General features: G+C 50.0%; 27 protein-coding genes. 11 read left to right on the forward strand and 16 right to left on the reverse strand.

Annotation, left to right across the window (positions count from 1 at the left end):
• Nucleotides 1-390 precede the first annotated feature (390 nt).
• Nucleotides 391-1,581, reverse strand: a complete 1,191-nt coding sequence (locus tag KW849_RS26625) for a hypothetical protein (RefSeq protein WP_218432297.1) — start codon at nucleotides 1,579-1,581, stop codon at nucleotides 391-393.
• A 116-nt stretch (nucleotides 1,582-1,697) separates the two neighbouring features.
• Nucleotides 1,698-1,907 (reverse strand): hypothetical protein, encoded by a 210-nt coding sequence (locus tag KW849_RS26630; protein WP_218432298.1) that lies wholly within the window; start codon nucleotides 1,905-1,907, stop codon nucleotides 1,698-1,700.
• A 138-nt stretch (nucleotides 1,908-2,045) separates the two neighbouring features.
• On the opposite strand from KW849_RS26630, the gene KW849_RS26635 reads away from it, so the two are divergent.
• Entirely contained in the window at nucleotides 2,046-2,327 is a 282-nt protein-coding gene (locus KW849_RS26635) for a hypothetical protein (protein WP_218432299.1), read from the forward strand.
• 57 nt (nucleotides 2,328-2,384) lie between these two features.
• Nucleotides 2,385-2,681, forward strand: a complete 297-nt coding sequence (locus KW849_RS26640) for a hypothetical protein (protein WP_218432300.1) — start codon at nucleotides 2,385-2,387, stop codon at nucleotides 2,679-2,681.
• 331 nt (nucleotides 2,682-3,012) lie between these two features.
• Here KW849_RS26640 and KW849_RS26645 read toward each other — a convergent pair whose 3' ends face one another.
• Nucleotides 3,013-3,870, reverse strand: coding sequence for a PIN domain-containing protein (locus KW849_RS26645; protein ID WP_218432302.1), 858 nt, complete (start codon nucleotides 3,868-3,870; stop codon nucleotides 3,013-3,015).
• Nucleotides 3,871-4,151: 281 nt separating this feature from the next.
• Between KW849_RS26645 and KW849_RS26650 the strand changes: the two genes are divergently transcribed.
• Both KW849_RS26650 and KW849_RS26655 read left to right on the forward strand, forming a co-directional pair.
• Nucleotides 4,152-4,664: a hypothetical protein gene (locus KW849_RS26650; protein WP_256357384.1), complete on the forward strand. Its 513-nt coding sequence runs from the start codon at nucleotides 4,152-4,154 to the stop codon at nucleotides 4,662-4,664.
• Nucleotides 4,665-4,802: 138 nt separating this feature from the next.
• A complete protein-coding gene (locus KW849_RS26655) occupies nucleotides 4,803-5,363 on the forward strand; it encodes a hypothetical protein (protein WP_218432304.1) in 561 nt (186 codons plus the stop codon).
• A gap of 164 nt (nucleotides 5,364-5,527) precedes the next feature.
• Here KW849_RS26655 and KW849_RS26660 read toward each other — a convergent pair whose 3' ends face one another.
• Nucleotides 5,528-6,544, reverse strand: coding sequence for a glycosaminoglycan attachment site (locus KW849_RS26660; protein WP_218432306.1), 1,017 nt, complete (start codon nucleotides 6,542-6,544; stop codon nucleotides 5,528-5,530).
• Between the two features lie 52 nt (nucleotides 6,545-6,596).
• A complete protein-coding gene (locus KW849_RS26665; RefSeq protein WP_371319188.1) occupies nucleotides 6,597-7,154 on the reverse strand; it encodes a 3'-5' exonuclease in 558 nt (185 codons plus the stop codon).
• A 351-nt stretch (nucleotides 7,155-7,505) separates the two neighbouring features.
• On the opposite strand from KW849_RS26665, the gene KW849_RS26670 reads away from it, so the two are divergent.
• A complete protein-coding gene (locus KW849_RS26670) occupies nucleotides 7,506-8,777 on the forward strand; it encodes a hypothetical protein (protein WP_218432308.1) in 1,272 nt (423 codons plus the stop codon).
• A gap of 520 nt (nucleotides 8,778-9,297) precedes the next feature.
• Here the strand turns inward: KW849_RS26670 and KW849_RS26675 are convergent.
• The 3 genes from KW849_RS26675 to KW849_RS26685 form a co-directional block, all read right to left on the reverse strand.
• The gene (locus tag KW849_RS26675; RefSeq protein WP_218432318.1) at nucleotides 9,298-9,489 is read right to left on the reverse strand and encodes an antitoxin Xre/MbcA/ParS toxin-binding domain-containing protein; all 192 of its coding nucleotides are present in this window, start codon (nucleotides 9,487-9,489) and stop codon (nucleotides 9,298-9,300) included.
• Between the two features lie 864 nt (nucleotides 9,490-10,353).
• Nucleotides 10,354-10,929, reverse strand: a complete 576-nt coding sequence (locus tag KW849_RS26680; RefSeq protein WP_218432320.1) for a hypothetical protein — start codon at nucleotides 10,927-10,929, stop codon at nucleotides 10,354-10,356.
• Between the two features lie 495 nt (nucleotides 10,930-11,424).
• Nucleotides 11,425-11,718 carry a hypothetical protein gene (locus KW849_RS26685; protein WP_218432322.1) on the reverse strand — a complete coding sequence of 98 codons (294 nt, stop codon included), beginning with the start codon at nucleotides 11,716-11,718 and terminating at the stop codon, nucleotides 11,425-11,427.
• A 290-nt stretch (nucleotides 11,719-12,008) separates the two neighbouring features.
• Here KW849_RS26685 and KW849_RS26690 point away from each other — a divergent pair, with 290 nt between their 5' ends.
• Complete coding sequence (locus tag KW849_RS26690; RefSeq protein ID WP_218432324.1) at nucleotides 12,009-13,259, forward strand: GIY-YIG nuclease family protein; 1,251 nt, start codon at nucleotides 12,009-12,011, stop codon at nucleotides 13,257-13,259.
• A gap of 325 nt (nucleotides 13,260-13,584) precedes the next feature.
• Here the strand turns inward: KW849_RS26690 and KW849_RS26695 are convergent, their stop codons facing one another.
• Genes KW849_RS26695 through KW849_RS26705 form a run of 3 tightly spaced genes read right to left on the reverse strand, consistent with a single transcriptional unit; the run spans nucleotide 13,585 to nucleotide 17,116 of the window.
• Nucleotides 13,585-15,444, reverse strand: a complete 1,860-nt coding sequence (locus KW849_RS26695; RefSeq protein ID WP_218432326.1) for a DUF3732 domain-containing protein — start codon at nucleotides 15,442-15,444, stop codon at nucleotides 13,585-13,587.
• Nucleotides 15,441-15,899 (reverse strand): three component ABC system middle component, encoded by a 459-nt coding sequence (locus tag KW849_RS26700; protein WP_218432327.1) that lies wholly within the window; start codon nucleotides 15,897-15,899, stop codon nucleotides 15,441-15,443. The genes KW849_RS26695 and KW849_RS26700 overlap by 4 nt, the downstream gene beginning before the upstream one ends.
• A 2-nt stretch (nucleotides 15,900-15,901) precedes the next feature.
• Nucleotides 15,902-17,116 (reverse strand): ABC-three component system protein, encoded by a 1,215-nt coding sequence (locus KW849_RS26705; protein ID WP_218432328.1) that lies wholly within the window; start codon nucleotides 17,114-17,116, stop codon nucleotides 15,902-15,904.
• 516 nt (nucleotides 17,117-17,632) lie between these two features.
• Here KW849_RS26705 and KW849_RS26710 point away from each other — a divergent pair.
• Nucleotides 17,633-18,331: a hypothetical protein gene (locus tag KW849_RS26710; protein ID WP_218432329.1), complete on the forward strand. Its 699-nt coding sequence runs from the start codon at nucleotides 17,633-17,635 to the stop codon at nucleotides 18,329-18,331.
• 345 nt (nucleotides 18,332-18,676) lie between these two features.
• On the opposite strand, the gene KW849_RS26715 is transcribed toward KW849_RS26710, so the two are convergent.
• Both KW849_RS26715 and KW849_RS26720 read right to left on the reverse strand, forming a co-directional pair.
• Nucleotides 18,677-19,579 (reverse strand): bacteriophage abortive infection AbiH family protein, encoded by a 903-nt coding sequence (locus KW849_RS26715; protein ID WP_218432330.1) that lies wholly within the window; start codon nucleotides 19,577-19,579, stop codon nucleotides 18,677-18,679.
• A 44-nt stretch (nucleotides 19,580-19,623) separates the two neighbouring features.
• A complete protein-coding gene (locus KW849_RS26720) occupies nucleotides 19,624-20,583 on the reverse strand; it encodes a restriction endonuclease (protein ID WP_218432331.1) in 960 nt (319 codons plus the stop codon).
• Between the two features lie 526 nt (nucleotides 20,584-21,109).
• Between KW849_RS26720 and KW849_RS26725 the strand changes: the two genes are divergently transcribed.
• The 3 genes from KW849_RS26725 to KW849_RS26735 all read left to right on the forward strand — a co-directional run bounded on the left by KW849_RS26725 (nucleotide 21,110) and on the right by KW849_RS26735 (nucleotide 22,566).
• A complete protein-coding gene (locus tag KW849_RS26725) occupies nucleotides 21,110-21,358 on the forward strand; it encodes a hypothetical protein (RefSeq protein WP_218432332.1) in 249 nt (82 codons plus the stop codon).
• The gene (locus tag KW849_RS26730; protein WP_218432334.1) at nucleotides 21,355-22,176 is read left to right on the forward strand and encodes a hypothetical protein; all 822 of its coding nucleotides are present in this window, start codon (nucleotides 21,355-21,357) and stop codon (nucleotides 22,174-22,176) included. The genes KW849_RS26725 and KW849_RS26730 overlap by 4 nt, the downstream gene beginning before the upstream one ends.
• A gap of 120 nt (nucleotides 22,177-22,296) precedes the next feature.
• Nucleotides 22,297-22,566, forward strand: coding sequence for a hypothetical protein (locus KW849_RS26735; RefSeq protein WP_256357386.1), 270 nt, complete (start codon nucleotides 22,297-22,299; stop codon nucleotides 22,564-22,566).
• A 312-nt stretch (nucleotides 22,567-22,878) separates the two neighbouring features.
• On the opposite strand, the gene KW849_RS26740 is transcribed toward KW849_RS26735, so the two are convergent.
• The 3 genes from KW849_RS26740 to KW849_RS26750 form a co-directional block, all read right to left on the reverse strand.
• Nucleotides 22,879-23,160: a hypothetical protein gene (locus KW849_RS26740; protein WP_218432335.1), complete on the reverse strand. Its 282-nt coding sequence runs from the start codon at nucleotides 23,158-23,160 to the stop codon at nucleotides 22,879-22,881.
• A gap of 678 nt (nucleotides 23,161-23,838) precedes the next feature.
• A complete protein-coding gene (locus tag KW849_RS26745; protein WP_218432336.1) occupies nucleotides 23,839-24,732 on the reverse strand; it encodes an ImmA/IrrE family metallo-endopeptidase in 894 nt (297 codons plus the stop codon).
• Nucleotides 24,733-24,734: 2 nt separating this feature from the next.
• Nucleotides 24,735-25,058, reverse strand: a complete 324-nt coding sequence (locus tag KW849_RS26750; protein ID WP_218432337.1) for a helix-turn-helix domain-containing protein — start codon at nucleotides 25,056-25,058, stop codon at nucleotides 24,735-24,737.
• Nucleotides 25,059-25,243: 185 nt separating this feature from the next.
• Here KW849_RS26750 and KW849_RS26755 point away from each other — a divergent pair, with 185 nt between their 5' ends.
• Nucleotides 25,244-26,209 (forward strand): CBASS oligonucleotide cyclase, encoded by a 966-nt coding sequence (locus KW849_RS26755; protein WP_218432338.1) that lies wholly within the window; start codon nucleotides 25,244-25,246, stop codon nucleotides 26,207-26,209.
• Nucleotides 26,210-26,213 lie beyond the last annotated feature (4 nt).

Genomic DNA, 26,213 nt, shown 5'->3' on the forward strand with positions numbered 1-26,213 from the left:
GACGCTGAAAGGCGAAGTTCTCTACCCCGAGGGTTTCAAATACCCAGAGGTCGAGTGCCAGCTCTACGCAGATCCTCGATTGACGCAATACATAGACCCACCCAAAGGAATAGGGTCTATGACAGCAAGCGGGACACGGTTGGTTGCGTATATAGCAGTGCCCCGCGAGCGGATTGACGCCTTGGTTAGTGCTGCCGACCGACTTCTGTCCTTAGAGTTGAACGCCACCCCTTTGCATTACCGACGTGCGCTGGTGATGTCGATTCATTTGGGGACAGAGCCAGAGCCCGATTGGTAGTCCTATTGCGAGCTTACCTGGATGCCTTTGAGGCAGAGCCGTTAGTGAGTCCTAATCCACAGGCGCTATCCGGCTCATTCCGGCGCGTTCTTTCATTTTGACCACCAGTCCTTTTCTGCACGTGTCATTCCATAGCCGTTGAACCAGCTTTCGATATCGACGGTGAGCGAAGTGACGGATGAAGTGTTTGGGTGAAGAGGGTCGAGTAGGTTCGCTTGCGATGTAGCCCAAGCCGCCCATATTGCAGTTTGTTGCTGGCTGTGCTCTGAGGTAGTAGCACTGGCATTGCAGGTTGCCTGGATGAATGCTCTCAATCGCTGAGCCTGCTCCCAGCGCTTTGTATTCTCCACGAGTTTGTGACGTAGACGCCTATGAGTCTCTTCACGCTTGGCGCGCTCAAGTCGTACCGCTTCTTCAGCTATTCGCTCACGACGAGCCTCTTCATTTTTCAAACGCAGAGCTTTCACCGATTCGGCTATCACCTCGAAGCCGTCGAGAATGCTCGCCAGTTTCTCCTCGATTTTTCCGGTCTTGGTGTCCGTCCAGTTCTTCCGCTTTCCGTATTCGGTGCGTGCGTCAATCTGCAGGCTTAACTCGCCAGTGGAAGACCACTCAAACTGAGGCGCGCGCAGCAACGAGAAATCAGGTTCCCATCGAGCAGTACGCCGTCGCGGCGTTGGTGGTGGAGGCGGGATAATTTGCTTACTCAAGCGCTCAGCAAGTTTGATTGCCAGGGACTCGCCGTCGACCTCGACCAACGTTTTGTCGTCCGATGTGACCCTCCATATGTAGCCGAGTACCTCGCTCTCTTTGATTAGGGTGTCGAAAATCACTGCGCAGCGATCAATGAGTTCGGAGGAGATTCTCGCGTCGAGCACATGTTTGCCTGTGGTCACGAGATGGCCTTCATGAGTCTTGGCCGCTTTAACGCATTTCAACCACTTGATCACCAGTGGGTGAGGCGCAAGGAGGGTGTGAGGTACTTCGATGGTTGAACGGATTGCTTTCGGTTTTACAGGCGCAGCGCTTTGCACTGGAAGTGTGCTTCGATCCAATACTCTGAAGCTGATGGGCTGTCCGCCGACGGGAGGCTTAGGTTTGCCTGGGCGTTTTGAAACTGGTTTTGCCCAATGCCCTCGAGGGGGCAGGGCTACGCCAGCTTTCCGACAGGCCTTGGACAGCGCGACGTCTGATATGCCTATTTCTTGGGCCAGCTTCAAGACAGGTGTTTCCCAAGCCTTGTCGAACAGCTCGCTGGGAGTGAAGTTTACGATCTTGTACATATAGGTACCCGGCGCTTGGCGTTCCGATACCAGCGTAGATTTCCTCTCTCCAATCTCAAGTCAAATCTTGCGAGAGATGCCCGGGGGCGTAACATCCAGCTATTCACCGAGAGGGATCATTCCGGTGTCATTAACACCGCGAGCGTCATTTTGATGAACTCCTCATTCCTGGTAATTGTTTCCAGCGCACCGCGCACGTTGCCTCCAACCTCACCCGATCCACGCTGCTCGACCCAGAGTGTCAGCTCCATGACAGCAGCCTCAAGGGCTTGCTGGTTCTGATTGATCTTGAATAGCAGGGAAGGGAGTAGGTCTGCGTTCGACATTGTGATTCCTCCGTGGAAGAGGTCAGCGTAGCAAATGGTCTGAAACAGTCGGGCACGGCTTCAACAATCAGCTGTCACCGGTAGAGTTTGAAAAGCGTTACGCAATGAGCTTGCAAGGTATATAGAGAAGGCGCAGCAATGGCCGCACAACATATCGTTGGCTTGATCGTTCTAGAGACGATCGACGTATTCGTGGACGAGATCAAGTTATTGGCAACAAAAGGTCAGGTTATTAACGAAGACGGTTGGATTAAGAACTCCAAGGACGCAGCAGATCGAATCCAGATGCGTTTAGCGGAGCGTTTCGAAGAGCGTCAGATCTGGGCCAGAGCAAAAAAGACGGGCCTTGAAGCGGGCGTAGCTAGTGCATTAAGCATTATTCCCCAGATTTTGATTGCGCTGATAATTAAAGTCCCATAATTCGTATTAGGGCTAATTCGGGAATGAACCCTGAGTGTAGTTCGCTGTGTTCGCGTCATGCTGAGCGATGCCCCTAACAACCTCGACAGCATGACAGTATTGTTGGCAGGAACTGCTTCGGCGATCGCCGGTCTCTACGTCGGTCGTGCTGTATCGACCGCGATAAGCGGTGTGCCTCTTCTTAACCAATTCAATTCGGCGATTACCGGAATACTAACCGGAGTGGTTGTGACAGCTGTTCCTTTGGCGGCGATTTATACTTTCGAGCAGAACAAAAACAAGCTGAAGTTTTTGGCTGCACCCTTCAAATCAAGAAACCCTCCGATGGATGATGATCACGGAGTCCCCGGGTAGGCAGATGCTGGCAGAGGAGAGGATGAACAGCTTTGCTCGCAGTTCATCAATCCTTAAGTCCCTTTATTCCACCCAAATAGCCAGACTGCTGTTCAGGTCAGTGACCTGATTCTGGAAAAAGGGGGCGGATTTATTTATCGAGGCAGCAAAAAATATAAATCTGTCCCCTTTTTTGCGGACGATAGGCATATTACTGTCGCACCCAGCGTTTTTCACGCTAGTGGTTCGCCGTGGCTATGGCTTTGAATTCAACCTTCCCTAAGCCAACTCAGCTGAAGAAATAGATTTTTTGACTATTCCAGTCTAACAAGCTACTTAGTGGAGTGTTTATCTAAACGGAGGGGCGACGGTAAAATATTTTCCAATATCGCTCAAGACGCGTTCCTTCCGCTCCCTTCCCAATATTATCAAGGCCACGCACCATTACGTAGAGCCCACCGAGAATCTGAATTGTTTCAGCTGCACCAAGCCTTGAGTAATCAAAGCTCGGGAAGAGCACAAAACTGGCCATGATCATCCCAACTAAAAATTCAAAAAGCCCATATGACAAGCGGAAGTTCTCACGATACCAATATAGGCCAACGCCAAAAGTCGGCAGCGCAACCATGGTTCCCCAAATTGAAATTGTTGAGATCAGAAGCTGAAAATATTTAGTTGCTACAGCGCCCATTAGGGCTGAGAGCATACTGACAACAATGCTAATTACCAAATAGCGGCGCTGTTCAGAAACAATTAATTTTGCTGTTGCTTCAATACTTTTATCAGGTGTGACAGTATAGTGCTCTGTCAAAAATTGTGCGCCCGTAATCGACTTTATGCCATACAAGCTAAGGAATTTTGAAAGTGCATGATCCGCCGTGACAACGCATACTGAATTTCCACCAAAGCTTTCCGCGTAGTACTTGGCAGTCCGCGCTAATTCCAAGTCTGTGCCATCAAGGTAGTATCTTCCTCTTTCAGGCGCTACGAGCTCTTCTTTTAGTTTACTGGGTGATGTAGATATTAGAACGCCTTTTTTTACTGCTTGTGCAACCACATCATATACGTCACCACGAACACCACGCACACGTCTACTATTAAGCTCTTCGATTACCGCCTGGGGAATTACCATTTTTTTTCCCGCAGCCATTGCGAGAACTTCTGGATATTGAACCAACACATTGGTATCAATTATGTAGTGATCGGTCATATGGCAAAAACACCTAGTACTTAATAAGAGGGCTTGAGCGAATTTAGGCTCTTGAGCGAAAGAACACGGTGATGGATGCCTAATTTTATATAAAGGAGCATTCGCAACAAAGGAGGGAAATATGCTACCGATTTGCCATCAGTTAGTCCACCGACTGCTTTTGGCCGGCTTATGAATTTGGCCACCGGCTGCTTTGGGAGCTGTCGGCTGAGGCCACGAAACCTTCTGTTCATATCCGATGCAGATGAGGCACATCCGCGCAGATGCCCGTATGAGGCGTTTTGGCCTACGAGACCTCAACCAACAACGTCTGGATTACCGAGGTCAAGTCGAGTGGCAGAGGGGCGGACAAGACCTCTTGCTCGGCCACCAGCGCGCTGTTGCGCCTGGCTCGGGATGATCTCAAGAAGCGCTTGGCTGAGCCGGAGCTCAATCACTGGCTCAACGCGATCAATGCCGCGAAAAATGCCATCCACAACAAAGCCAATTACCGGGACTCCGTCATTGAGATTTTGGAGCTGGAAGGTCATTTAGCCGAAGAAAACGGTGCGACCGCTTCGGACAACAATGTGTTTCTCATCTCTGCCCTGTTCAGCGATGTCACCCAGGCCATCGCCGAGAAGACTGTGTCGAAATTCACCACCAAGCTTGTGGCTGATGCGGTGTTCAAGACGGTGCGCGTACACCTGGTGCAGCAGTTCCCGGTGGTTTTTCTTCGGTTCCTGGATCAGCGCATCAGTGTCCAGATTTGGGAGCTGTGCTGGGATCCAGGCAACACAATCTGCTGCAGATAGCAGGGGCTCGATAACTGAGACTGGTGTACTTTCTGTAATAATTTTAGGTTATGCTTGAGAGTGATTAACTAGCTGCGCTAGTATAATATTTAGTGTCTATTAAAGTCGTGTTTTCCGTGCATTAACAGGAGTGGTGCTTTGAGGAAAGATAAATTCGTTTGGGATGAGACTGTTTCGTTCGGCGACTATAAGATGGATCATGTCTATACAGAGACAATGAGAAATTTTGCGTCAACAGAAAGATGGCTGTACCTAGGTGCCGATGCAGGCAATAGCGGCTTCGCCAAGATAGGTATAACCACGGGGGATCTTTCATCTAGATCTTACAGTTCAACGAATCCTAATTACTACTTGTTTTGCGCGTTTAAGTGCAATTATGATCTGCCGAAAGAAGAGTTGGCAAGCATAGAATATAGCTTGCTGGCAAAGATTGATAGCCTATACCGGAACAGTGATGGTACGTCCAAGAGGATGTCTCATCATGAGTCTGGGGTGCTATCCGAGTGCTTTTGCCCTGTGGACTTTCAAGACTTTTTTGTAACACTGCATCAGGAAATTTACGATAACTTCAGACATAAATTTGTTATCAGTGGTATGGAAAACGAGATTGGCGACGTTGATGGGGAGTTTGTGGACTGTATCTTTAGCCAGAAGATAGCGAATCCTCAAAACTTTAGGCGCTTGATTATCCAATACTAACGGAGCGCTCAGAATCCCCCGGTGGCAATGCATGGGGGAAGGGTCACCGAGGCAACGGCCCGATCGTTCCATTATTCAAACATAACGATGGTACCGCGAAGCCTTGGGGCTTACCGGAAGTCGAATGGGCATAAGAGGGCAGGGCACGGCCTGGCCCTTCACCTCTAAGCAGGTTTTATGCTCTTGATCATTCTCAACAGCAAAAAGTCGTCTGGCGCATTCATGATGAGCTCCCCGTCGTCGGCGACCGTTACTTCGCAAAGGCGGGGATGGCCCAGCAGCCCAGGCGGCAGAGGTTTTTTGGCAAATGGATTGTGGAGGACGTACAGCCCATCCATCAGGTGTTCGCTGTACTCTCGTTTCCACGCATTTCGTACGATTGGAAAAAGGCTGCCTGGGTTGGGGTGGATGGTGGTGTACATCGAGGGTGCCACTGGATCATCGGCCAAGGCCCTTAGCTTCCCCCACGTTGCCAGGCAGCTGTAAACCACCGCAGATACGTCGGCATACGCTTCGTCGCAAAATAGCCCTACGTCGATGTTGGTGTTGGCATTCTTAGGGGCTGCAGTCACGTTGTACGACGGCACGTGTGTATCGCCAGGTCTGGTAGCTGCCTCGTCGTGGTACAGCCCGTAGAGTGCTGCCAAGATCGGGCGCCCAGCGGCGAAGTGAGAATGTGGCCTGTCGAAGGATGCGATGCCGATGACGAAGGGTTTGTCTTGAACATGGGCATGGTTGAGATAGCTGCTTCTGTACTTCCTGACCTTGGCATCGAAGCTGTTGCAAATCCGCAAGGTCGATTCGATGTTGAAATCAGTGAAGTTTCGCGGTGGATGAGCCATGGAAAAACCGTGGGCGGGTTGCCCACCTGCCGGCGGATTCGCAATCGTGGCTTCTAGGCAGAAAGGCACTGGGCCTTCCACCACAAAATCAGGTGCGTGGTGCCGAAGGTCGATCGGTAGGCCCCATTCCTTCAGGGCAGCAAACAGATATAGTTCCCAGAAGGACGATTCGAAGGTCGTTTGGAGCTCCCTCACAAATTTCCCATCACGATCTTGAAAGCCTTCAGCCCACCGAGTCAGTACCGCGCGTTCGGGGCCATAGCTGTTCTCACTGATCATCTGGAAAATCATATGCTGATCGGTAGCAGCGATTTGAGGGGAAAAGAGGTCAATCGGCATGGGCAAGTCCTCAATCAGAGATATTGAAAGCTCATTTCCATCGATAGGCAGGCTATCCATCCTGGACGGGTGACTGCATGACAATGCCGGAAAGGTAAGCGGCAGCCCAATTGGATAGTCGTCCCGTCAGATGCCTTGCTACCTGGGCAACGAACTCCCCGTGAGGTGTGCGGTGTTCCGCCCAGCGGCCCGAGGCCCCTTTAGGCTTTGGTCGGTACTCCGCTGTTGTGATCAACAATCGTTCCTTGGCACGCGAAACCCCTACGAAATAGACACACCGTTCTTCCGCGAGCCGGCCCCAAAATGCCTGAGTTTCTACCCCCAGAAAGATGACGGTGTGGAACTCCAGCCCCTTGCTCTTGTGGATTGTCAGGAAGCGCACCGCCTGGTCGTCTGAAAGGCGGGCGAGTGCGCGAGCAATGGTGGCCTCGCTGGTAAGCAACGCACTAATCCGGTCGCGAATGTCACGCACTACTTCATGTAAGCGTGGCTTTGACTCGTAGTCTCCCGATAGCCCGGTGAGAATCGGATAACCTACGTCTTTGGGAAAACCACCTGTAAGTATCCACCAGTCCTCGTAGGGGGAGGCCGTTTTGCTGGCCGCCTTCACTTGGCGGACATGGGCTCGGTACGTCGTTTCAAACAATCTGTGAAGGTGATCACGGCTAGCCTCTTCGTACGGGGTGGCATAGGCTTTGGTGAGGAGGTGGCACCGTGCTTCTACAAGATACGGTATGCCATACCAAGGTTGCTAGGAAACAGCTAGTAAGGGCCTTACCAGTCCACGAAGTCCTCTGGCGCGACCCTGATTTTGGTAGCGGTGGCGGCTAACGGCAGGGCGGGTGGCTACCCTACGGGTGATTCTGGTGCCGGATTCAGCTACTCCGATATCATAGGTGCTACTTGGCTACGACTGACGCATTCACCAGTTTAATCGGCTATCTCAAACTTAGGAATTAATATGTACAGTGCGCTGAATGAGATATTCGAGAAATTGGATAACTTGGTCGACAATAGAGATTTGAAGTACTCCTCAATCCCCCGATTTGCTTCTGCCTTTTATGGCGCTCCGGTTGTCGTTGAGGGCGAGCTGATTCCTGAATTGATTAGGCTTTCGTCCGAGCCATTTTTTAGGGTAGATATTTATGCTTTGTTTATCGAGGGTGTAAAAGAAGCATTTCGGCAGAATGAGGAGTTACTGGCCGAGGATCCCAATGACAAAGCAACGAAGCTTCGGTATTCGCTTACGCTTCAGCAGCTTCAACCAAAGCTGACTATCACTGAGTTTGAGGGGATGGTGTCCTTTTATGCAGCTGAACTTGTACGCTATCCGGGAAGTGTGGATATCTACGGAAATGTCTATGCCAATATAAATGGGGTGAGTGGTGCGGACTTTGTCGAAAGAACGTACCCTTGGTACTGGATAGGCCACATCTTATACGCTCGGCGGAGGTCAGAATTAAAACGGATTGAGTTTCTAGAGCAAGTCGTATCAAAACAGGTCGTGCAGGAGTATGCGATGATTGACATCGACTTGACTGCGACAGACCCCCAATTCTCGAAATACCGTATATTGAGCCTCAGTCCGCACCACCAAATACAAAATGACAAAGATAGCCAAACAATTGTAGATGAGCGCCTCCAAAAGCATTTCTGGTTGAATGTGCCCCGTAGATTGTTGTTTGCGCTGGAGGACTTGAGGGAGAAAGGCTATTACACCAAGATCGCTTTCAATATCAAAGCGGTGACTGATTTCGTTTTGATGATGGAGGAGATGGAGCGTGGAGCCAAACTGAAGATCAATGTTGCTGACATGCCTGATATCTCAAAATTCTATTCGACCGAGGCCTATGATGATAATTTGTGGGTGGTGCATGATAGGGAGAAAAACAGTCTGACATTCGAAGAACATCGGAGAGATTTTGAGGGCGTTGGAGACAAGGTCGTTACGCAGGTCGTTCATCTAGAGTACAAAATTGAGGGCGGGAAAACGCTGATAACTCACTTGGATCATGAGTTTATAGTTTATACTTTGGATGAGTATCTTCTCCGGCTGGAAGACTCTGCAGTAAAAGGAAGTGTCGGAAAGGTCAAAAGTTTCAAGATCGATGGTGCGGAGATACCTTTTGACTTCAAATATGACGATGATTGGTTTCTTTTGATCGTGTTAGACGCCTATTTTCTGAATCATAAACTTATCCAAGAGGTTTTCGAAGATATAGTGAGGGGTTAATAGTTTCGAAGGCATGGTGCGGATACCTATACACCCAAAACGGCCCATTGGGCCGCATTGATAGGGTTGGAAGCAACGTTGGTCTATTCAGTAGTCTCCATTTTTCCACCTTTTGAAGGGAACAGGAGTACGTTCTCAGCATTTCGCAAGAGAAGTTTTGCCTCATCCAGTTGGTGTAGGAGCATCAGCTCGCGGGCTAACTATTGATGGTAGAGCTTCTTCGAGCGCTCCGCCTCATCTTTCCAGCGTCGGATGGCCTCATTGGCCTGTTTCTTGGGCTGAGCGCGCTCCTTTTGCTCGGCGGCGTACCGCTTGACCTCTTTAATAAGCTCAGCTTAGACAGGCCTGTAAAGATCAATAGCATTGCTGGGTGACCTAGATCCGCAAGAGCTTCGAGTAATGCTAATTGCTCAACGGTACCAGCTTCCCACCATCCACAATGTACTGGCCCATTGAGTTTGACCGGGTTATGGGGAATGTTGAGTCGGTATGTGTGATTCCGGGGCCTGGAGGAAGGGCTTCAAACGGCGAACCCGTGACTGAGCCTTTCGAGTTCAGCCTTCACGAGTTCGTATCCCGCTTCACTGTGAGCCGCTTGCAACCGAGAGTTTTCACCGGCCCCAGCTATCGGCTGGCCGAGCCAATGGTCGGCTTTCGCTTTGTTGCCAAAGACCTGCTTGGCCTGAAGCTGAATCAACTCAACGTAATTCATTCTTGGTTCTCATGAGGTTTGCTGGCGTGGTGGATTCGATCACTCTGAATCTGCTTGCATGGTTACTTTCTCTGCATGAGATTGGTGCCCTACAAGTACCGGCAAAAGGAGACGATTTCAAGAACGGGGCGGGCTTCAGCTGAGACAAATTACGATAGTGCAATGCGCTCGCCTTTGCGCGGAGGCAGGCTCAGCAATAGGTGGTGTGTTGATGCATTTTTCTGAAGGTCGCTGCTTCGGGCCGGCGGGCCCGGCTGAGCCAGCTTGAATGACTTCGAAGCTTTCACGATTGTGAAGCTAAGAGACAAATTGCGAGATATTCAAGCCTTCGACTGCAGCCACAGCTCAGCAGGAGATCAATCCGCATAAAACCAAGATGCCACGTTATTCCGCCCAGGCCCGTGTTGATGGATGTCCCAAGTGACTGTCGATGAAATCGACATTCCCTGTCTGGCCGGTGAACTCGAACTCAGACCGCTACAGCAAGGATTACGCCAAGGCGGATGAATATTTTGGCTTTGCTGTTCGCAAAGTCCAGTCTGTCCTCCCCCGATACCTTCAAAAAGGTTTCGGCCCGCAAAGATCAGATCGAATCTCAAACTCCTGCAACAGCTGATTAATGGTCGATACGCCGCAGACTACCGAGGCGGCGCAAATCTTTTCTTAGCTTGTCAGCCGGGTGGGCGTTGTTGTCAGTCTGACATTCTAAATCCAAGCTGCGCACCTTCGAAACATCATGCGCTCGGTGTGGTGGGGGAGTGGCCTGCTAAAGTCGAGCACTGTCACGTTTCATACAGTCAGTCCATTTATGAAGAGGCTCCAGTGGCCAATGGCCGCCCGGAGCCAGCAATACAGTCTCAGCAGTTAGTGGTTCTGGAAGTATTCTGCGAGGGAGTCCATGTCCTCGCGTTCTTCCTCGTCGTAGACGGACTCGCCGTTATGCTCGGCGCATTCACCCCTGTGGTTGATTTTAGAGGCGCGATAGATGTAGTCGTCACCACAGAACCTGCAGGTGGCATAGTCTTCATCATGCCTGGCAGCACAGTCTCGGCATATCCAGCCATCGGGCTCCCGTTCTTCATAGCCGAGTGGCGTAATCCTTAACGACTTCTCATTGCAGCACTCGCACGCTGGCGCCAAGCCGGCATAGATGACATTGCCTAGGCTGCTCGGATCGATCTCCTGCAACGGCGTGGGTTTCATGAGCGGAATGCATTCAACGAGTTTTTCAATACCCGTATTGCGGTAGCTGAGGAGATCCACATCGGTTGCATCGAAGTGTGGATCGCTTTTGAGAGCGACCTTGCTGTTGTACCCCAGGTAGTGGGCAACCGCAGCATGTGCATGAGCCGATCGGATATCTTTACCACGAGCGCGGTAATGTTCGCGCAGGAATTCGACAGCTTCGTCGATGACATCAGGGTGTTTTGGAATAGACATGGCAACGCTTCCTATATCAGGCAGCTGACAGATAGCTCCGGGAGGAACGCGGCGAGTATTTAAGCGTGCTGTCAGCCTGGATAAGGAAACGCCCTTACAGAGGCGTGGCTGTACAACAAGGTAGCTGTGTACCGTTTTAGCTTACTCGCAAGCAGGTGAGGTACCTGCGCAGCTTAGGCGCAGCTGTATAAGCAGGTCAAGCCTTCGCGAGAGGCGGACTGCTCTACAAGGTGACGCCGACTAGGTGGCGGGAGGAGAGCTGACCCGTTTGGGGGAGCGACGGTAGTCCGGACTTCAGTCGAAGACTCATCTTCGCCGAGCGGCACCGCGCGTTAGACGAACCTCATGCTGAGACTTCAGACTGCTGGATGATGAGCCTGGCGAGCTGCGTTAGATCCCGGATTTGTCATACGTCGGAACGATCCAAGTGGAAGCCTTTGATGCCTAAAGCTCGAGGCCCATCTCGATCACAACGTAATGAGTCACGAATCATCACTATCTGAGATGCACCTTCCCCGAACACTTGGCCAGGCGCTGCTCCAAGATCCTCACGCGCACAATTCGGTACATCGCAGGATCAGGCTTGGTAACCCCAAGCTCGTAGTTGAACGCATAAGAGTCGAGTTCAGGATGCTGCGTCTTCACTGCTGATCCATAGCGGTAGGCCAGGTTTATACGGATGGCCGTCGCGATGCCGTGCTCCTGGAGCAAATCGATCGCTTCCTCAGCATCCGGGAAGGCTTCGATTGACTCGATCGCGATTTGAAGCACTGAGTTGATCTCTACCATGCGCGACTGTGTAGCATGGATGCCCAAAAGCTCTGGTGCGGAGGTCGTAGCGGTATGAGGTTGGAGAAAGCAGTATCTTTATGGCGCAGGGAGCATTCACATCATGCTTGCGCTTGGGGTCGCAGAGCGGATACAGAGATCAAAGAAGCGTTTGAGCATTTGCTCCAAGAAGCCGGGGCAGAGCATGTTCACTGGCCGACTGATGAGCTGTTCAAAATTGCCGAAGTAACTAAGTCAGATCAACTCTTTCCACACATTGATGTGTAGCATCTGGGTACTATGGAGTTTATATGCTAGAGCAAAGAAACCCGCTTGCTGTTGAAGGGAAACGCGGCAGCCTCTATTACATCAGGCTGAATACTCAGCTTGGTAAATTTTATAAGATTGGGTTTACCAGTTTCAAATCCGTCCATGAGCGATTGGCGTATCAAGGTACAGGCGATGAAAAGCTTATTGAAGAAGTTTTATATTTTGAACCCCATCATAACGCATTTGAGCTAGAGCAATGTTTGCATACCTATTTTGGATCTAAGGCAGCATTTTCAACTTATAGCGCCTCCCCAGATATGCCATTGGCTCGCAATGGGCAGAGTGAACTTTACTTCGAAGACGTCCTGGGTCTCGACACCAAGTATTCACCTGCCCAAGCTGATCAGGCGCGGAAGATGGTCGAATTGGCCGTTGCTAAGAGAACTTATACCTCTGAGGTTTGGGCCAAGCGAATGCTTGCTGTCAACAATATCGCGTTCTCTGCATTGATTGGCGTGGCCAAGCTTATAGGATGGTCAATCAGAAGAATTCAGCGATTTTTGGGTGTTGACTTGTCAGAGCCACCTTTGCCACCTAGCGTTTTGAGTATGCATAGCACGGCAAAAAAATTCCTGTTCGAGTTGAAAGAGGATCAGGAGAAAAAGCAATTAAGAACATTAAAGGAACTAAAGCTGATCGGGCTAATATCTTCGTTTTCTTTTTCTGATCTTGATTCTTTCAAGCAGGTTGTGGAAATCCCTGAACTGGCGCGCGACATTGCTAATAGCATGACAGCGGATCTCATAATGCTGTCCTGCTACATGGAGGTCGCGCACTGCTGCAATATGTTTGGCATGCTCGAAAAAATGAATCATGAGAACTGCCATGAACTTATAGTAAGGCCAATAATTGAGTCATATATACCCGTTATCGGAGAATTTATTTCATCGCGAAAGGTAACTAATCTAGAAATAAATATTCCAGACGATCCTATTTACGCTATAGACCTAGAACTCGGCAAACATCAGACTTTTACGGAGTTTTTTGGCCCCCAGGAATACCTTGGCCTGCTGAACTGTAGATTCGTATCGCGGAATCCTTTCAGGCACGATGAATCAAAGAACACCGTAGAGTTTTCGATTGAGCTTGAGGATGCTTTGACTGCGAAACGCTTTGAAATCGAAATTGTCGTGAACTTTAGCACTCCGAAGCTGAGATTCAAATTCCCCAACCTAACATCAGTAAAGTACGACTATCAGCGACAATGTAGAACTCACGCTGCGCCCGTATGAAGAAAGGGGCTGCTAGGCTACCCGAGCATATCGCGCTTTTTTCCCTGCTATAGCTGACACCTTGCAGATGGCCTGCTACAGAGAATACCAGTCGAAAAGCCGCCACCCGTCCTTAAAGGCTTCCGGGATGAGCACGATCTGGGCATGTAAAGAAAAAAACTTTGTTCGGAGCACACTTCTTGGAGGTATATCCTGTATGCATATCGTTGTGAGGAGCGAGAATTAACTAACTAGATACTAGTAAATTCGCAAAATGCATGCCTCCGATCTATGGCAATGATTTATTGACGGCCACGTTAGCCTCCGTGGCCGTCAAATTCATCACTTATTGAGTAGTATTTCTGCTCTTCCAAGTCGCAGGAATCAGCGCATTATCCTCGCGAAACTCTGGCAAAATATGAACATTTTTAAGTCCCGCAAACACCTCTGTAGGAACGTGCTCTAAAATAATCATCTGAAAGTCGGTGTGGTGCTTGCTCTTCATTCGACTAACAAAATTGTCTAGCAATACGAATGCTTGGCTAACTCGTGCAGCGTCAGAGCTTTTTAGATGAGACTCGTCTTTTACCTTCTCTTCACCATAGTAAGGACGGCTCGGCTGGTCAATGAAAAGGAAGTTAGGTACGAAACGTGATTCGTTTACTGCCGCTGCTTCATGAAGCGCAAGGAAGAGTATAAGGTGCATAAACATGTGGTTTGAACTACTGCCGACGTTCTCCACCAAAGACGAATGGGGCTTCCTTAGCTGAAGGACGTTATGCTTGAAGCTAAATGCGGGATGCCACGTTGCATAGTTATCCATCACAAAATCAGCTTCGGTAAGAAGTGATTGAGCTAAGTCATCAATTTGTCGATTTATATTCTGTCGTGTTTCCACAACATCAATAACACCTATATCTTGTATTGCACTCTGTAACTCAGATATTTTTCCGTTAAAGCTTTCTGGGTCGTCGCTAACTACTTCATGGTATGATTCTAGCTTGGCCTCAATCCGCCCGATAAATTTAGCGTGCTCGATGATTGTTTCGAAGGATTTGGTTTTCTTCGGTAGGGCGTCAATGAGTTCCTGATTTTCCTTTTTCTCTTTTTCTAACTCCCTCAGCATGTTTGCCACTTGGGTATCAACAGGCAGATTAGTGGCCGTTGCTTTTTTCAATGCCTTGAGGTCAGCATGGAGGCCGTTGATCAGCTCGTCAAAGATTTCTGTTTGTAATAGCTGGTCTGATTGCCCTATCAATGTCTCCATCGGCTTAAGACTGTCTAGGGTGTTTTTTAGTGTTGCTTTGTACTGTTTATGCTCATCACTAAACTCGCGGAGTTTTCGCATTTTTCGATTGATTTGGAACATTTTGGCCTTCGCATCTGCATAGCGCTTGGCATCTTGTCCGGACGCTTCAGGAGACGGCGAGCTGGCAACGATTTCCTTCAGAAATGCAATATCTACGGTCTTTGGGATCTTTTCGATCAGCCCATATTCGGCTGCGGTGGCCGCAATTTTTCTGGCCTCGCTTTCAAATAAACCTTTACCGGTTGATAAGCTCTTCTTTTTCTCTAATTTATCAATTTGTCTCTGAAGGTCATTTCTTCGCTCGCGGGCAGAGATATTTTCCAGAGAGTCGATGCCTAGGCTTAAGTCAAGAACTTGCGGGAGGGCCACTCGATAGCGGTCTTTTTGCTGGTTGTCAAAATATACGTCGCTATTTGTTATGGTGTTTTCCGAAATGGTATTCATAAGCATGAAGTAACGGAAGGACATTTGAGTGCCGTCCTTCAGTCCTCGGCCACCATAAAGTACAACGCTACTATCCAATCCGAATTCGGATTGTAAAATAACCTTGATATCCTCGCTTGTTGCGTTTGCGTTCGGGCTTTCTGGTATTTTTCCAATTGGAGAAAAGTAAAACAGGTTAGAGACTTGCTGAGCGGTAGGGCTTTGTCTTGCGATCGTGAGGGTTTTATCGTTGATGTAAAATTGTAGGCCGTACCATGCTACATTATCATTGATAACGTCATGGGGGAGCTTGTGCTCGCTTGAAAGCATACAATAGTCGATGATGTGCAATAGGGAGGTTTTACCTCGGCTACTGCCACCTGTTAAAATGTTGATGTGACCGCGTTTGAAGTCAATATCGCGTATCTCGCCACGCTTAGACCAGAGGCGAATTTTATCAATGCCAAAATTCAAAGTTGCACCCGCAGATTCACGTAAAGTTCTACTTCGGAAGATTTAAGGAGATGAGATATTTCCAATGCGGCCTTTGCGATCAAATCTGCCCTTTTGCCGTAGGAATTGTTGATGTTCAGGCTTCGCTGAAGGTGTAGTCCATCATCAAGCTTAATTATGTCGAGGCTGTTTAATAGCTGAATTCCATTGACTGAGTGCACTAGGCTTGAATGATAGCGTTGATTAAAGTTTTGAACAAAATCAGGGCGAATAGCCAATAGTGACGCAATTTCTCGAGAGCGTATGTTGCCTTTTGCAAGATATTTTATTGTCGAAGTGTGCATTGCCAACGGCATTACCAATAATGCTTTAGAAAGCGAGAGGGACTTGCAGTGTTCGAGGGTCGCCGCAATAGCAATTGCAGCTACTCCAGAATTGTTGTAACCGCTCCAGGCGACTATTTTGTGATCGTCCATGTTTATATACTCCTCCAGTCTCTGTGCCAGCCAATACGCCCAATATCTGAAAGATTGTACAATTCGCCGTTTGAATATTCTAAGCTGAGTTCGTCTTCCCCTAATTTATACTTGTCTTTTCTCAGTAGACTTACAATTCCCCGGCCAATCTTGTTAATGTCATTTTCATTGCAGTCTTTAAAGGTTGTTCTGTGGTGATCTCTCCATCGTAGGTGGACTTCTTTATGCAGTTCGGTCACCTCGTCAAATACAATCTCACCATCCTGCTGCCATTGTTCTAGTATTTTCTCCCATCGCACTTTAAAGGTGGAATACTCAGTGACTATCTCTTCTTCGTCCGCGCATATATCGTCAATTGCAATTAATTGCTTGATGAATTTTTGGTTAAGTAGGTTGTCTGGGAGTGCGGGTTCAAATCGCAGTTGAGATAGTCTTTTGTTGCGGCTGTCGTGAAATATCTTCCAGTATTTTTTGTAGAAATCATCGAATTGCACTGTAAATGAACCACCCTGAACAATAGTCAGGTAATTGTCATCTCGGATGTTTGAGTTCAATCTTTCGTAAGTTTCATCTATTCGGTGTGGCGGGATTAGCTTGCATGAAAGTGAGTCTTTGATTTTTTGGATTAGCTCAGCTTCAGATAGCTTGAAGTATATTCGCTTAAAAAATTCCTTCTTTACTTTAGGTGAGATCGAGTTAACAGTATTGATGTATTTTTTTATCGTGCTGTCAGATGTGGAGGCTTCTAGCGCGCTGACTCGATCGTTGATCAGTTCAAATGTATCTGAGTCGTGATCGTCTGAGTAGGTCGTTAGGAGTTTGCCGAATTTATTGCTGCTGCTTTGACTCTTGTTAGAGACCAGGTGGAACTCAGTTCGTTTGACGAAAGAAAGTTGATCTTTTTCTAGTTTTCGATTGTCATTGGGGTCAGTGATTACCATCGTCCAATTGTACAAAGTTTTCCAAAGGTCGCTATCTAGCTCGGTAAGTGAGATCGGCAAGCCGGAAGCTTGTTTTTGGAGAGTGTGTTTTAGCTGGAATAGCAACTGAACGTCATTCTCAAGATCAGAATGGACATCGTCTTTGCTCTCCAAACCCGCAGTTTGACCTTTCTTTAGGTTCAGAATCTGGTAGAGGAAATAATAATATTGATAATCAAAGCCAGCGCCCGCACCTGGAGCTGCTGTTTTGTCCATGAATTTTTTTGGGGTGCCCATTCACTTATCTCAGTGTTCTCGTCAGCCGGGTTGCCACGGCTGGCGATTTCTGAGAATGCCATCCATGACCTTTCAGTGCAGTATCAGGCCATGATCGAAAGTGTCGTGCAACTATTTTGATATCATGCTGTTTTTTTTCTGATGAATTGCATATCTAAGATCAGATTAATTGCGTGAGTACTGTATAAAATAACAGTGGTTACTGTTTGTTTGTACAGCTCTGAACGCTAATTGCAGTATTTCAGTAAGCGATTTGGCCTATCGGTGCGGAATGATCCAGGCCTCGCACGCTCTCTGCCTGCGCAATATCGTCGGGATGCTTTATACAAAAAAAGGTTGAGGAGGCGTTTGGATTTACTATCTTTGAAGGATGAGCACTAGCGTTTGATGCAAGAAGTATCATAGCCAGGAAGGAGCCTTTGCTCACTATTGGATGGACAAGCTTCACCATCGTTTATAGGACATTCACCGAGGCCCGGTCTCGCCGAGCTAAGCAATGAGTTCACGGAGAATCGTATGGTTGCTACTGTAAAGAAAGGGCTGAGGAAGCTTCTTGAGTTAGGAGTGGACGAACTCTACCATGCAAATAGCGTACTAACTTCTTGTCAGTTCCTTAAGCATGGGGCATTGATGTCACGAGGTTCGATCGAGGCATTGGACTTACCGCAAACTGCTCAATATACAGATACTCTCGATAGGCGATATCACATCTGGAACGATGTGTTCGTGGATTCTGTCGACATCCACAAAAGGGCGTCGAGAGCTAATATGTATGGGCCAGTTTTGTTTGTCCTTGATACCGAGAAGCTCTTGCAGGATGTCAATTCTGGGCAGATCTGGATCACTCGACTTAATCCAACCAAATGGAGAGGCAAGACCCAAGAAGCAAGATGGTTTGTCGATGCGAATGACTGGGATGACTTCGATGCGAATTCGTTTGATGAGATGGTAGTATTTCGGCATATGGGTGGAATATTGCCTATTCGTAACGCTCTGAAGCATTTGGTTGTAGACGCACCGAGTAACTTAGATGATAGGCCCGAGCTAGACTTGTACAGCTACGCAGCCGGTGCTCTAAAACTCGCAATGCACCAAGGGCCGAAGCAGGTTAATGTAAAAAAACGAGTGTGTGTACGGCGTTGCAGTTGTGAAACTAATTACAGTGACGACGAAGATGTGACGAGGATGATGTACAGGCCTTTCGCGAAAGACTAATCAATAGCCAACTTTGAGTTACAGCAACTTTTTAGCTTCGACTCCTAGCATGAACGGGTTGAAACGTCGTGGGTAAACGGGAAGGCCAGCTTATTGAAGTGGACATGCAAACTGGATTTGGCCTCTTAGGTTTCGGCTTTGGGGGCAGTCCATATCGGTCGATAGCGTCCTGGTTGGGCTGACAGGACGCTATCGTTGTTAGGCTTACGCGACTCCAGTCTTGAGTCAGATATCCAATGGCTTGGAGCATCTTATTCGCAAGACTCTGACGATTGGATCCTTCGTTTGTGTCATGTGACCTGACCGAAGTGCTTCAATGTAGAAAAAATGCGTTGGCCTCAGGGCCTATAACTGAGACCAGAGCATTAGGGTAGTGAGGTCGTAAGAAACACCCACCTGCTTCAGATTGTCCATGATCTCCCTTCCGTCGTCTTCGGGACGCAGGGCAATTGTCCAGTGAACCTGTCTGCCATCGAACGCTTCGATAAGCTTGAGGAAGTAGGCATTGTCGACCGGTGAGATTGAATGCCCGAGCACGACCACTTGGTTGATCGCGTCAAGGTGTTCGAAGAAGTCCGGGTTCTCCCGGATGATTTTTTCGCTGGGCTTGAAGGTGCTGCTGAAGTAGTCGTCCAAGGTCGAATACGCCTCCAGCAGTCGATGGTCTGCCGATTCTGGGTCGACACTGTTGTAAAGCAGTGGCCGCTGTTCGTCAGACCACGCATGCCCCAAGACGATTAGTGACTCCGCGTCAGAAGCTTCACCGTGGATGTGCAGAATGTTCTCGGCTGGCACATCGTAGAGGTGAGTCAGCGTGCTGGTGTAATTGAATGTCAGGAACGTTGCGTTCACGTCCAGGGTCGTCAGCAGGCCTTTGACCTCGGATCGAGCAGGAATCGTGACTGATCGCACCCAGTCAGCGAATCGTCTCTGCAAGGTTTGAGAGAGCCCGGTGGCGACGCGATCAACCTCATACTGGAAGTCATGGTGACCCGAATCGCTCCAGTCGTCAGATGAATACGACCCTAGAAAGCACCCCATGTCGGAGACGATGTTGTCGGTGTCCAGCTCAGCAAGAGCCTGCTCCAAGTTTGCCCAGTTCCCGCCGGCAGGCACATAGGTCTCCACCCAGTTATAGGTTTCATGGTCGATCTTCTGCAGGAATTTCTTGAAGTCCGAGTACCGGGTCGGCATTCCGTGATGCAGGTCGAATCCGTTGCCGATGATGTACAGGGTCGTTGCATCCATACAAGCCTCTTGGGCATTCTTGGCAGTTCGGCGGCGGAGGGGGCTCAGTTGAGGATCTTCAAAAATGGCTGCTTGTTGATGATTGCGGCCTGGGACTTTGTCTTCAGGAAGTCCACGAGGTCACCTTGGCGCTGCAGAAGCATGACGATTTCCTCCAGCGAACACAGAAATGTCGTTCTGAAGTTCAGGAACTCAGCGCATTGCGTGATAGCGGGCTGAGTGAACCCACTGTTTGAAATGAAGATTCCGGAGGCGTTCGCTCGGCCCATGATCCTGACCAGGTGTGGGCCGAACTCAGCTACCCCAACAGGATCCTTCAGCCATTTCATTTCCACCAGGTGCACGGCACTTCCCAGTTCGATCACTCCGTCGATTTGCTCCAGGACTGTTGCACTGTCCGCAGGCTTACGGACGAAATTCTCACGAACATGTATGCCATAAGCGCGGAAGAGATCGTTGAGTACACTCTCCAAGAGCTTTCCACGTTCTTGAGGCTTGTCGTTCAGACTGAACAGGCTGAAGAGCCGAGCCTTGATATCGTCGATCTCGTTGCGCTTTTGAACGGCCTGCTGCTGCTCTTCGCGATGCCGGGCTTGCGTCTGCTCGCGTTCCGAGTCTCGCTCCTGCTTCATGCGCGTAAACGCATCTTTCGCATTGACGACTTCGCGAACGCTCGCCACCAACCCTTTGGCTTTAAGGCGCTCGTTTTCCCAGCAGGATTCGAAACTCTCGAACTGAGTAACCCTCTTGATGATTTCTCGGCGGGGTGCAAGACCGCTGTCCCCGCGCCTGTTCAGCCGAGTCAGCACGTCACGAGCTATGTCAAATTTGCTAATGGACTTGGGAGCGGTGGCAAGGGTTCTGCGTATCTCCGACCAGTCGCTTTCGGCTACACCCGCACCTTCGAAGAACAAGATGACATCTTTCTTTGCTTTGACCAGGCGCGGGATGGTCTCCACCAAAAGCTCGAAGATATCGTGGGGGTAGTGAAACTGCTCAGCCATGACAGATCTCGTTATCCGTAACCGCTCTGGTGGCTCAAGCAGCGAGCCCTCTTTTAGCCATAATGACGTGAGCCAAGGGCAAGGTAAATCCCTGAAAGCCCGTGTTGATGCGTGCTGAGCCGCACAAATCTCGATAGTCGCGAGAAGGGGCGGGGATTTTGATGGTGGGGATGGGCCGATGCCGGGCGCCTTTTGCGCGTCAGCTTACTTTTGGCTTCTGCCCAGGCTTCGGGGCAGTACAAGTAGGGCGTGAACGACGTTGGATGGCCAGTAGCAGCCCGAGCGACATCCGATCAGCCTAGTGAGCCCCAAGCCACCGACCAAGTGAAACGCCCCGGCAGCCAGACAGCATCATCCGTAGTGGTGATAGGCAGAGAAGTCGTTCCGAGATTGCAGTAGCACTCCGGCCCAGAACGCCAGAGATAGAGGTGTGCGAAGGGTTGTGAGCGGCTCGACACAAATACTGGCAGATCGTTATCATGGGCGATTCCCCTTAGGGGCTGACCACTTCCGACAGGACATCGACATGGATTTTGAACAGCTAAAAACAATGATTCGGGAAGAGTTGGAAATTCCCGAATGGCAGCCTGGTGACCCTGAAATGACCGAAGTCCTTCGGCTCATCCGGGAGAGAAATCCTAAGACCAAAAAGGCCTTGGCTGAGATCGTCAAAGAGGCGTCGGAATGGCGCAAAAGCTGGTCGCTCGAAGGGATCGACAACTCCGACCTCAACGCATTGCTGCTGATGGCCGCTCAGCAACCGAAGACCAAATGACCAACGAGCAATCGGTCGTTGATGCCGAAAAAGTGGCAAAGGAGCTGAAAGAGGCTTATTACGCGTACCTGCGACCTCTGGCAGTGGCCTATACCGAGGACGGGCGTCGGTTTACTCTCACAGAGCTATTGGAGTGCCAGCGGCTGGGCAACGCTTACTTCAATTCTGTGGAAAGCTTCGTGGCTGATAGCGATCTTCTGGGCGCACACGATACGGGGCGCTGGGTCACCAACTTTGCTGAAACCTGCCACTCTACCCTCAACACTTATCTCACCCACATTGCGGTCTTGAGGGTTCATTCGAGCTACTTGCCTAATGTTGCTGTTGAGCCAGATCCACATGCGCTGGCGAGCATGCAAAGGATGGTGAAAGAATATTGCACCAGGGACGAGTTCAAAAAACTGTTCAAGGCTTTCAAGAAAGCCAAACTACCCACAAAAGGATTTACCGTGGCAGCACATCAAAACCGAGAAACACTTCCTGCTTGGCAAATTCCACTCTGCGTAGGGATCGGAGCCGTTCTGTTGCTCGCAGTGGGGGCGGTTGCGTTGTTCGTCCCTAGCCCCACAACCTTTCAAGGTTTTATTTTTCGCGGAATTTTTGCCCTAGCTCTGTCTTTGGTTATTACCGGTGTGCCTGGCTTCATGAAGATGAAGTTCCGGATTTCCTCATTTGGGCAGCTCTTCTCCGTTATCGCAGGTGGAGCTGTCGTCATATTCTTCGTCGTGTATTTTTTCAATCCTCCTGAGGGATACACGTCGCCTGGCATCCAATCCAGTGTTCAGACCGACCATCAGTCCAAAACCCAACAACCGTAAAGCCAGCAGTTTTAGAGGTTCTGGACGCTTTAAACGAGGACTTCGACTTCAAGTCAGGCAGCCCTCGTCGAGAGCCATCATCGGCACCCGCTCACAACTGCCCGCATCCTGGAAGACGTTATGCAAATGACAGAAGATCAGAAACTCGCCCACAGCTTGAAGATAAAGTTCGGTTTGGGGCCGCATGAGCCTTCAGCCGGTCAGTTGGCTGCCATCAAACGACACATCCAGTCCTTAAGGGATCAGGGGATTCAACCGACTCACTCTGACTGGGAACATGCTGTTTACCAGTACTGCCCCGGAGCGGGCAGCTGTCGTTACTCGGGCTTGGACAATTCTGACCTCAACGCCCTGCTCATGCTTGCCTTAAAGCCGCCGGCGAAGCGCTAAATCTGATCGAACCAGATCAATCAGCTTGTCGAGGGAAGCTCAAAATCAATGGGGCTAGGTCGGCCACCAGGAAAATGAACCAGCTGTTGAAAAGGTTTTGAAACCGGCTGGCAGGCCATCCTTTAAGATTCTGCCGGCTCAGCGGTCTCTGCGGTCTCTGCGGTTTCAGCAGTTTCAACAGCCGCAAATGCCTCTATGACTGCCCTCATCTGTAGCGGATAACTGTCCCATCTCTGATTAAGCGACCAGATTTCGTGTCAATGTATGTTTTCTAGATAGCAGGGCTTGGGGAAAGGTTCTCGGCGACATTTTTTACAGATCCGGATAATCATCAAGCTTAAGGCTCGGAGCGTCTTCGTTCTCCGGCTCACGCTTAGGCGTATGTATCACTCCAGCTTCGGCGTCTGCACGCATCTGCTGGAGCTCTTTGTGAAATGCCTTGTCCTGAACCGTGGGTTTGCTGGTGTACGGTTTTCGGTCAGGTACATGTTGGGCGGCATAGGTCGTCACCGCATCTGGGTCGTGCTGTAGTTTTTCTTGAACTTGCGATTCCAGCATTGCACGGAGCGCGTCTTTGTCGGGACGGTTCAGCAATTTGTTACTCCTATTCGGAAGCCAGGCATTAGCTATTCAATTAGTACATTGAGCAGTTGGTGAGGGCAGGGCTGTTTATATTAGTGTCTGCATCGCAGATCGGCAGTTACCCGGATTGCAGGTTAAAAATCCTGGTCAGCCTACCAAGCCTAAGCGGCAACCGCTGTGATGAAAATGATGCCATAGCAACATTTTTGGTAGCAGCTTTCGAGATGACTGAAGTGGCCAAAAATTCACCTGCCGTTTTGCATGCATGCTCAGAGCCCAGCGAGCAGTCGCTCAAGCTGTTCTCGCTTCCAGGCGCTCAATAGCTCGACAGGATCGGCTCCGTCGCGCTGCCAGAGTTCAAGTGTACCGACTCGGCCGTCAGGCGACCTGCAGTACTCGCAGTAGTCCAGGGTGTCACAATCATTGAAGAGTGTGAGTAGCCATCCATCAATCTCCACGGGTATGAGGCCGTGATAAATCTCGCTCCAGGACTGCGTGGAGCTTCGCGTCATGATGCGTTTACCGAGTGCGACGTCCGTCAGCATCTGGCAGACTTCGTGGGCGGTGAGAGGGGAGGTTGTGTTCAATTCATTCTGAGCTCGAGTCAGTTCCCCCGGTGCGAGAAGCGCGATGTTTAGTTGCAAGCAAAGTTGCTTTCAAAGTCGAGCGCTCTACGTGGGTGCTTTTTAGCTATCGATCATCGCGCCAATCACCACTTTCATTTTCGCTCTGATCAAAGGGCGGCCATACCGATGCATTACGCGCAAGGCACAGTAGAGTAATCGTGTACTCATATTTTTCGGACTGAATCTTCATCTCGCGAACGCCGGCACTTCGATCGGCGTGTGGAAACCACAGCGATGCCGGAAGCTCCACTCCTAGGCGCTCCTGCGTAATGGTTAAAGACGCTGCCAGCGAACCTGCTGGAATCTCCACAGCGCCTCTGCGCGTGCGGAAAAAGGCGCCGTTTCTATGAGCTGCAGCACTGGAGAATGCCCATTTCATGAAACCATCGCGAGACAAGATGAGCACCGCGCTCTCATCAGTGCACTGAATCCACTTCAATGTTGCAGCCGTCAGCGAGACGCCATACCGATCTGCACAGTGACCCAACACCTCGAAGTTGACGCTCGTGGTGAGCTGATTACGGAAATCGTTAAGCGGCATGAGCAGGAAGGAGGCGAACAAATCAGCCTCGGCTTCGATGTTCTTGTCTTCCCAAGACAGCATGTCATCACTGCTGCATTTGAATTCATCGCGCTTTAAGCGGTGCAGAATGTAGTGACCGAGTTCATGAGCCTGGGTAAAGCGGATTCGACCCGGCGATGTCAGCCCAGTGTTGTAGAGCAACATCCATCGGCTTCTCGCCTCGTTGGCGAACAGGGCTCCATCAAATCCCTTGATATCGACGGAATCCACCTTGGCGATTGGGTCAGGCCACTTAAAGACCTCTGCTGTACCCAAGGCAAGCTTTGTCACATCTATGGGAAAGCGCGGAACCGCATGAGCCTGGCTGAAAAAATCACAAATCTTGGTCAGTCGAATTGCAGCTTTCTGTGGTGTCCATATCTCAGGCTCAGGCATCGTCAAAAATCCTTTTTGAAGGTATCCAAAATCTTTCTCAGCTGCGCCTTGGCATCTGGTTCAAGATTCTTGTATCCACGAAAGAAAGCCTCATCGAGATGTTTCTCTTCAGGCTCCCTCAGATCATCCTCGAAAAAGTAAGCAGTTCCTACTCCCAAAACATCTGCCAACGCGGTGAGCTTTTCAGCAGAAGGGCGTTGAGATTCCCGATTCTCAAGCTCCCATAGGTAGCTCTTGCTCAACCCCGCCATGTCCGCGAGCTTTTCCAAGGTCAATCCGCGCTGCTTGCGCAGATCGCGGAGTTTCTCGCCGAGATGGGTAGTCATGTCCTATCTCCTCCAATAATGGTGAAAAATGTACCACGATTCCGAACAAATCGTTTGACAAAGACGCTAGGCGGGAGCAGTTTGTCACAAAGTTCGCTACTCCGAACTTTTTGTTTGGCTCGACGACGTGGCCTCTGAGCTCCTCGCCCGGCCTTTAGTCCCACAGATCTCCCAGGGGGGATGAGATGTCGAAAGAACACGTCGATCACAAGGATATAGTCCTATTTGCGGAAGAGCGGGTGAACCTGCCCAAAGAAAAGGCCAAGGAGTACCGGGAGCAGGCCGGGCGCCTGCAGGACAAGCTGGAAGGTTATCTATCGGATCATCCTGATTTTTCGCTCAAGCGCATGATGGTGTCGGGCAGCTTGGCCAAGGGCACCGCTCTGCGCTCGCTGAATGATATCGACGTTGCGGTTTACATCAGTGGTTCCGATGCACCACACGACACCCGCGCTCTTCTGGATTACCTGGCGGAACGACTGCGTAAGGCGTTCCCGAATTTCAGCGCGGATCAAGTCCAGCCTCAGACGTACTCGGTAACCGTGTCGTTCAAAGGGTCTGGCCTGGATGTCGATCTCGTACCGGTCTTGTACTCCGGCCTACCGCAGTGGCGGGGTAACCTGGTTAGCCAGGAGGATGGGTCTTTCCTGGAAACCAGTATTCCGTTGCACCTTGAGTTCGCGAATGCGCGAAAACGGGTGTCCCCGACGCATTTCGCTCAGGTTGTTCGACTCGCCAAATATTGGGCACGCCTGATGAAGCAGGAGCGTCAGGACTTCAGGTTCAAATCCTTCATGATCGAGTTGATCCTTGCCAAGCTGAGCGACAACGGCGTGAACTTCTCCAATTATCCTGAAGCCTTGCAGGCGTTCTTTACCTATCTGGTCACCAGCGAGCTCCGCGAGCGCATCGTCTTTGAGGACAACTACCCTGCCTCCAAGGTCGGCCCTTTGACCGATCTGGTTCAGATCATCGACCCGGTTAACTCCGATAACAACGTGGCCCGTTTGTACAATCAGCGCAATGTAGACGCAATCATCGACGCGGCAATGGACGCAGGTGACGCTATCGACGCCGCATTCTACGCGCCGACTAAACAGCTGACGGTGGGCTATTGGCAGAAGGTCTTCGGTTCTTCTTTTCAGGGGTGATCAC

The organism is Pseudomonas sp. PDM26, assembly GCF_019219185.1.
Lineage (GTDB): Bacteria > Pseudomonadota > Gammaproteobacteria > Pseudomonadales > Pseudomonadaceae > Aquipseudomonas.